The sequence below is a fragment of the Moorena sp. SIO2C4 genome, assembly GCF_010672485.1.
Classification (GTDB): Bacteria; Cyanobacteriota; Cyanobacteriia; order Cyanobacteriales; family Coleofasciculaceae; genus Moorena; species Moorena producens.
This window is the reverse complement of sequence record NZ_JAAHGN010000404.1, coordinates 1-6294: the sequence shown is the minus strand read 5'-3', so window position 1 is coordinate 6294 and position 6294 is coordinate 1. Positions and strand designations below refer to the sequence as shown.

Sequence of the window (6294 nt, the reverse complement as noted above, 5' to 3'; positions counted from 1 at the left end):
ACAGATTTCTTCCTCTCGGGGAGTAATTTCCGTAGCCGCTACTCGACCACCCACAGCCATGTTACCCCGAAATTCCTTACCTGTGGGAATGCGATTTACTGCTCCAATCGGTTCACCATTCAAGAGGATAATCCGCTTATCTCCATCTTTCGCCGCAGGCAGATAAGCCTGAACCATCACTGGCTCACTACCCTGTTTAGTGCTAATTTCCACCAAGGAGTTAAAATTGCGATCGCTTGCCTGTAGAAATATAATCCCCTCACCAGCTTTGCCTCCTAGAGGTTTCAGTACTGCTGCCTCTTTTTCCTCAACGAATTGCCGAATCACCGATTTATCCTGACTGACAATGGTCTGTGGAATCACTTCCTGAAACTGGAGGGCATACATTTTTTCGTTAGCTGTCCTGATGCCAGTTGGTGCATTAATCACCAAGGTTTTATCTGGATTGATGTAATCCAAGATATAGGTGGCATAGAGGTAAGGTATGGTAACGGGCGGGTCTGTCCGCATCCAGACAGCATCCATCTCCTCTAGAGGTTTCAACAGAGCCTTACCAGTCTGGTACCACTGCTCACTGACGACCCAATGCCCGTCATCGAGTTTGGCTGGAGTTAGTTGCACAGGTTCTAGAAGCCCCCAAGCCTGACCCTGAATAACACTCAATTGTTGAGCCTGAGTGACCCAAACCTCATGACCTAATTCTTGTGCGGCTTCCATCAGTGCCACACTAGTATCGTGACCGGGATCAAGTTTCGGGAGAGGGTCTATGATAAACGCAAATTTCACGGTTGAATTCCCCTGTCAGCCAATTCCCCTATGCTACAGCAATACTATTTGATTGGGGAATATACTGGTCAAGATCTTGAACGGGGAACGGGTAACAGGGATATTGCCGATAACCATTAGCGATCCTACAGACTAGATGCTCAATCACCTAGTGGTTAGCTTGCCTTGAGGAGGTTGTCTAACTTACCCTGAAATTCCAGAGTGTGAAGCTCATCACAGCCACCGATATGCTGGTCATTAATAAAAATCTGTGGTAAAGAGCGTGCTCCATTTGCCCTTTGAGCCATCTTCTCCCGTGCCTGGTTATCACCATCAATAGAGTATTCAGTAAATTCAACTCCCTTCTTGTTTAGTAGACCTTTAGCACGGATACAGAAGGGGCAACTGCTCCAGGTGTAGATTTCAACGTTTGCGCTCATGCTTGGGGTTATAGTATTAAGTAATGTTTATTGAATTTTAACGTGGGGTTTAGCTTGGCGCACCAGGTCAGTAACCTAATCCCAAATCATAGACAGCCCAGCTCCTGATTACCTCAAGGCTGGGCTCTCTATTAGTTATAGGCGTTTGTTATATCTAGGGTCTTTATATAAGCTGACCCCATATTAAAAGGTTGGTCATTTATGTAGGGTCTTTATATAAGCTGACCCGATTTCCAACTCTCCCTTATTATTTCCGACAAATCTTGGTTTAGTAATTTTTATAATATTTTCTTTATATTTCAGTTTATTGTGATTTGTCAGGTTTGTTGAAGTTTTGTTGCATGGTGGTCAGCGAAACCCCTAAGGCTTGAGAAAACCACACTTCCAAATCACGCATTGGGTATAAAGACTTACTCATAGCCGGATCCCTTATGGGCTCTACAAGAATGGTGAACATTCCCAGTCGATTCCCAGCTAAGACATCAGTGAATAAGCGATCGCCTACCATGGCCACTTGGTCTACAGGTAGGTTCATCGCATCTACAGCTATTTTCAGCTTGCGTCGCGAAGGTTTGCCAGCTCCGTATATGTAAGGCAAATCTAGGGAGGAAGCAATACGGCTAATGCGATTTTCACTAAGGTTATTACTAACCAGCCACAGGGAAACCATTGCTCTAGTTTGCTCTACCCACCGTTCAATTTCTCCAGAAACACGGGATTTCGTCACTGGTATTAAAGTCTGGTCAACATCCAATACTAGACCTGAGAGCTGATATTGCTGGAGAATATCTGGTGTCAGGTCTAAGATGGAGCCACCAAGGATTAAGTCAGGTTGTAACTTTGAGACCCAAGACATATGTAGTTAACTGATCAATTTAAGGTTGGTAACTCTGTTGATTTTTGATGCTTACCCGTCAATTGTCAATACACTAAGCCCGCTCAGCCTGATGATGGCAGCGGGCAACGGTTAAGTGATTCAGTTCTATGGAACCAATATTAGAAAGGTTCTTTGATCACTGGTTGTTGTAGTTTATTGCTTTGCTCGCCGTTCTCTACGGATAGCATTTTTAGCGGCTTCGTGTTCTGTTAGGGTTTTGCTAAAAACATGAGTGCCATCGTAACGAGCCACGAAAAACAGGTATTCGGTGTCTTCGGGATCAAGGGTTGCTTTCAAACTCCCTATGCCAGGACTGGCAATCGGGGTCGGGGGTAATCCTGGGTTGAGATAGGTATTGTAAGGGGAGGGTTGCCGCACTTGCTTGTAGGTCAGGGGCTGATCAGCAGTTTGTCGAATCCCCAATCCATATTCAACCGTGGGATCGGTTTCTAATCTCATCCCTCGCCGCAACCGTTCAGTAAAGACACCAGCAATGCGATCGCGTTCTTCAGCAACTACTGCTTCCTTCTCGACAATGCTGCCTAATGTTACCCAATCATTGATACTAAGCTGGGTTTTGTACTGACCTTTTTCGTATACTGGTAAGGCTACCTGCTCAAATCGATTAAGCATTTGTTGGATGACTGCTTGTGGCGAGATGCCATCACTGGGTAACTTATAGGTATCTGGGTATAAATAACCTTCTAGATGAGGGAGGTCACTGGGTAACCAAGGGTACTTATCCCAGGGGATTTTGCTACTAGCAGCGATAAAGTCATAAGCCGGGAAAAATCCTAGGGATTCAAAATAATCCGCCATTTGTTGAATCGACCACCCTTCCGGTATGGTGAAAGACAGCTGCATCACCTTCCCTTTCCAAATGGTTTCGGCGATTTTTGGCAGGGGTTGAGTTGGTGATAGTTCGTAAGTTCCAGCTTTAAACTCACCATCTCGGTCTAGCAGCTGACGCCAATGAGTCCAGAGTTTCCAAGCATCGGCTGAGCGAATTAAACCAGAAGCTTCAAGATCTCTGCCTATTTGCTGACCTGGGGTTCCTGGGGGAATCTCAATTTTTATGAGGGTTGGAGCTACATCTTCGGAAGATTGTGCTTTAACAGGTGGGGATACCACCCAACTCCACCACTCCCAGCCCTGCCATGCACAAAGACCAAGGGTCGTTGGCAACAGAACGAAATAAAAAAACCTATTGGAGATGCTTTTGAGAGTTTTCATACTCTTATACACCAAAACACTAGTTTCCCCTGAATCGTTTAAGGGGTCAACCCGAGTTCTTGTCTCCTAATCAAGATCATCGAATAGCAGTTCTTCGAGCAATGGCTGAACTTGTTTAATTTCCTCTGTAGACAGTAACTCGGGTTGACCAGATTGGTTGGAGCGAGCAAAAAACAGGAGTGGTTCTACAGGCGTATAAATGCCATACTCTTGTTCTTTGTAATAAAAGCTCGCTAGCTCCTGTAGTTCCTCTGCTTCCATCGGAACATTATCGTCTTCAATTTCCAGGGTGAGAATGTCATCTTCGTCCACTGGTGGCAACTCACCAGCAACAGTTAAGGTAAAAGCGGTGCGCTTGAGCTGAAGATTTTGCTCAGCCAGAACAGCTTGGGCGTCAGGGAAGATCAAGTCAAGCTCAGCTTCATCTTCAACTAGAGAGGCATCAGCTAAGTCTTCATCATCATCCCAAGCAACAATTTCTATGGGTGAGTCCACAGGTAACAGCAGAAGGTATTCACAACCCTCCAGCTCTAGGGAATGCTCAATGTAACATTCGAGAGTTTTACCGTTAGCGTCCTTCAGCGTAATGTCCCCTTTTGGAGATTCCCCATTTTCTTGGGGGGATTGAGATGAAAACATGGCACTTAATGTGTCTATTAGTGGTCAAGTGGTCGTGGAAAGAAATCCAACCTCCCTTTTGACAGTACGCTTTGACAGTACGCGACAGTACGCTTTGACAGTAAGCGACAGTACGCTCAAGTGTAGACTGCTTCCCATCAGGATAGCACCAAAACCAAGTACGATAGTTCCAGCAGTTGTCTTTGAATGGGTTAGTCTATACTATTTATACAATGATGGGCTTTCTGTGAGCATAAGCATTAGTTGACTATGGTATGGCTAAAAATTGCACATTCTTCAATCATAGCGTTCGCGTAGCGTGACCTACGGTCAATCAGTTGCAAAAAAGTGTTGTTAGCAACCTATAAGTATAACTAATCAGTGGGACTTAACATGAGCAGAAGAATGTGTTGCTCTAGGAAATCAGCTCAGCCAAAAGGTTTTAGTGCCATGGGTTGCGATGCTCTTTCCGAGCCGCTACGCGAGCATAATTAGCACTAAGCTGTTCAGAATTTAGATTGGGAGACCTAAATTACTCGAAGGGAACTTCGGATAGCGGGGATCTGGGAACAGGTAATAACCAACTTTAAATGCACATCAGCTTAGCAACCCCCTATCTTATAGCAGGATTACTCAATTTTGTAACCAATTATACTTAATTTACACGTAAACGGCTAGAGCTGTGAGCCTGAGCAAGTATGAATTAGTAATTATAAACTATAAAGGATGAAAATATAAGGGTGTTATTCTTAACAATACTCAGCACTATTTTCAAGTTAATTAACAGAACTAACGACCCATAATTCGCTGCCGTCCAATTCTCAAGTACTCCCAAACTGGAAATTGATAAAATTCCATCACCAACCAGACAACGATTGCCAGATGGCATAAAAACGTTAACCCTACCCAAGCAGCTGGAAGCCAAGATACAGGACTATCTGGGGCAGGGGGAAACATATAAACGGCTGCCCCAATTAAGGTCGTTGGACAAACTACAAATGCCAAGGCTAAGAACCAATTCACCCATCCCCATTCAACCCCCTCTAGATGGGCCCCTGTCCACTTTTTGCCATTCCAGTGCCAGGTCATTGGGGGCTGCCGATCGGTTATTTTGAGTATTTGCCTTTCGAGATCAGCAGTGAAAATGTGGCGGCACTCGTGACAGGCAAAAGCTTCCATTAACGATAAATTTTGAATCTGACCCACACGACAGACTGGGCAGGGGTAGACTCCCTGATAGTTCAAAGCCTTATACTTCACAGGTTGGGATGATTGTTTTGAACTGTACATTTGTAGTCAGTCTAATCCTTGATTTTATCTCTTGGCAATCACCCAAACGGCATGGATAATACCTGGAATGTACCCCAATAGGGTTAAAAGAATATTTATCCAAAAGGGCCAGCCAATACCCACTTGCAAAAATACTCCCAGTGGTGGCAGGAAAATAGCACATAAAATCCGAATTAAATCCATTCTGGTATACCTTTGGTGTTTGTTAGGACAAGGCTGATTGCCTTAAGCACTGCGTTTGCGTACTCACTTCCATTGTGCCAAATTCTTCTAGTTTTAGAGCCGGGTTACCGGACCTATAATCCCTGTTCTGTGTTCGGTTAGGGCAGAGTCCCTAGTAAACAGTTTAATCCTGATATTGATTAGCAGTCACCCATACGGCATGGAGTATGGCAGGCACTACACCATATTTGGGAAAACCAAGTTGAGTGCCTACAATGAAACCCAATACCATTAACAGAATATTAAGCCAAAATGACTTGCCAAAACTCACTTGCAAGAACACACCAAGTGGTGGCAGGAAAATGGCACAGATGATCCGGATGAAATACATTATTGTTGTACCTCGATTACTGCTCTTAGTTAATTCCCTGGTAATTTCCTCTTAATCCGGAATTTCCTAGCTAAGATGCCAGCAATGGAGATTAGTTCCCCCTTTGTAATGGTTATGACACCTATGAATGACTGCCAGTTCCTAGCTCTGTCCCTAAGGTCAGGGAAAAACATGCTGCTAGGCCACAAGCCTTTAAAACCAGGCAGTTCGTAGTCAGTAATAGGTAATCCCTAATTGGGATTTGTGATTACTCAAGGGACTATTACCTATTAGCTATACCTATTACCCATGACCAAAAAAACTTCAAAAAACCTTTTCGCCCTTAGGAGCAGTTATTTACAATGTCTTATCAACAAGAGAAACAGGTTGCGATTGAGGCAGCCTTAGCCGCTGCCAAAATTTGTGAGCAAGTCCGGAGTGAACGGGTGACTCAAGCTATGGAAAAAAGTGACAAAAGCCCTGTCACTGTTGCCGATTATGGGTCTCAGGCAGTGATTTGCCGCTTACTTGCCCAAGGA

8 protein-coding genes and 1 pseudogene are annotated in these 6294 nt (G+C 44.4%); 1 reads left to right on the top strand and 8 read right to left on the bottom strand.

The annotated features are described in order from the left end of the window. The 8 genes from gshB to F6K20_RS40760 all read right to left on the bottom strand — a co-directional run. Positions 1–786 (bottom strand): glutathione synthase (gene gshB, locus F6K20_RS20265; RefSeq protein ID WP_287295807.1); only part of this gene is annotated, 786 nt, incomplete at its 3' end. A 155-nt stretch (positions 787–941) separates the two neighbouring features. Next, positions 942–1205: a glutaredoxin 3 gene (grxC, locus tag F6K20_RS20260; protein WP_287247685.1), complete on the bottom strand. Its 264-nt coding sequence runs from the start codon at positions 1203–1205 to the stop codon at positions 942–944. 304 nt (positions 1206–1509) lie between these two features. Beyond that, on the bottom strand, positions 1510–2061 hold the full coding sequence (locus F6K20_RS20255; protein WP_287247687.1) for a YqeG family HAD IIIA-type phosphatase: 552 nt from the start codon (positions 2059–2061) through the stop codon (positions 1510–1512). Between the two features lie 174 nt (positions 2062–2235). Then, on the bottom strand, positions 2236–3315 hold the full coding sequence (gene mltG, locus F6K20_RS20250) for an endolytic transglycosylase MltG (protein WP_287247689.1): 1080 nt from the start codon (positions 3313–3315) through the stop codon (positions 2236–2238). A 66-nt stretch (positions 3316–3381) separates the two neighbouring features. Then, complete coding sequence (locus F6K20_RS20245) at positions 3382–3954, bottom strand: DUF3727 domain-containing protein (RefSeq protein ID WP_008187340.1); 573 nt, start codon at positions 3952–3954, stop codon at positions 3382–3384. A gap of 768 nt (positions 3955–4722) precedes the next feature. After that, entirely contained in the window at positions 4723–5223 is a 501-nt protein-coding gene (locus F6K20_RS20240) for a hypothetical protein (protein ID WP_008187339.1), read from the bottom strand. A 24-nt stretch (positions 5224–5247) separates the two neighbouring features. Beyond that, positions 5248–5406 carry a YqaE/Pmp3 family membrane protein gene (locus F6K20_RS20235; RefSeq protein ID WP_008187338.1) on the bottom strand — a complete coding sequence of 53 codons (159 nt, stop codon included), beginning with the start codon at positions 5404–5406 and terminating at the stop codon, positions 5248–5250. 163 nt (positions 5407–5569) lie between these two features. Continuing rightward, positions 5570–5776: a YqaE/Pmp3 family membrane protein gene (locus F6K20_RS40760; RefSeq protein WP_008187337.1), complete on the bottom strand. Its 207-nt coding sequence runs from the start codon at positions 5774–5776 to the stop codon at positions 5570–5572. Between the two features lie 341 nt (positions 5777–6117). Between F6K20_RS40760 and F6K20_RS40755 the strand changes: the two are divergent. Beyond that, positions 6118–6294, top strand: a pseudogene (locus F6K20_RS40755) (3'(2'),5'-bisphosphate nucleotidase); the annotation flags it as partial.

Excerpts from the sequence above, each read along its gene's own strand:
- grxC (WP_287247685.1), bottom strand. The coding sequence starts at position 1,205 with ATGAGCGCAAACGTTGAAATCTACACCTGGAGCAGTTGCCCCTTCTGT.
- F6K20_RS20255 (WP_287247687.1), bottom strand. The coding sequence starts at position 2,061 with ATGTCTTGGGTCTCAAAGTTACAACCTGACTTAATCCTTGGTGGCTCC.
- mltG (WP_287247689.1), bottom strand. The coding sequence starts at position 3,315 with ATGAAAACTCTCAAAAGCATCTCCAATAGGTTTTTTTATTTCGTTCTG.
- F6K20_RS20245 (WP_008187340.1), bottom strand. The coding sequence starts at position 3,954 with ATGTTTTCATCTCAATCCCCCCAAGAAAATGGGGAATCTCCAAAAGGG.
- F6K20_RS20240 (WP_008187339.1), bottom strand. The coding sequence starts at position 5,223 with ATGTACAGTTCAAAACAATCATCCCAACCTGTGAAGTATAAGGCTTTG.
- F6K20_RS20235 (WP_008187338.1), bottom strand. The coding sequence starts at position 5,406 with ATGGATTTAATTCGGATTTTATGTGCTATTTTCCTGCCACCACTGGGA.
- F6K20_RS40760 (WP_008187337.1), bottom strand. The coding sequence starts at position 5,776 with ATGTATTTCATCCGGATCATCTGTGCCATTTTCCTGCCACCACTTGGT.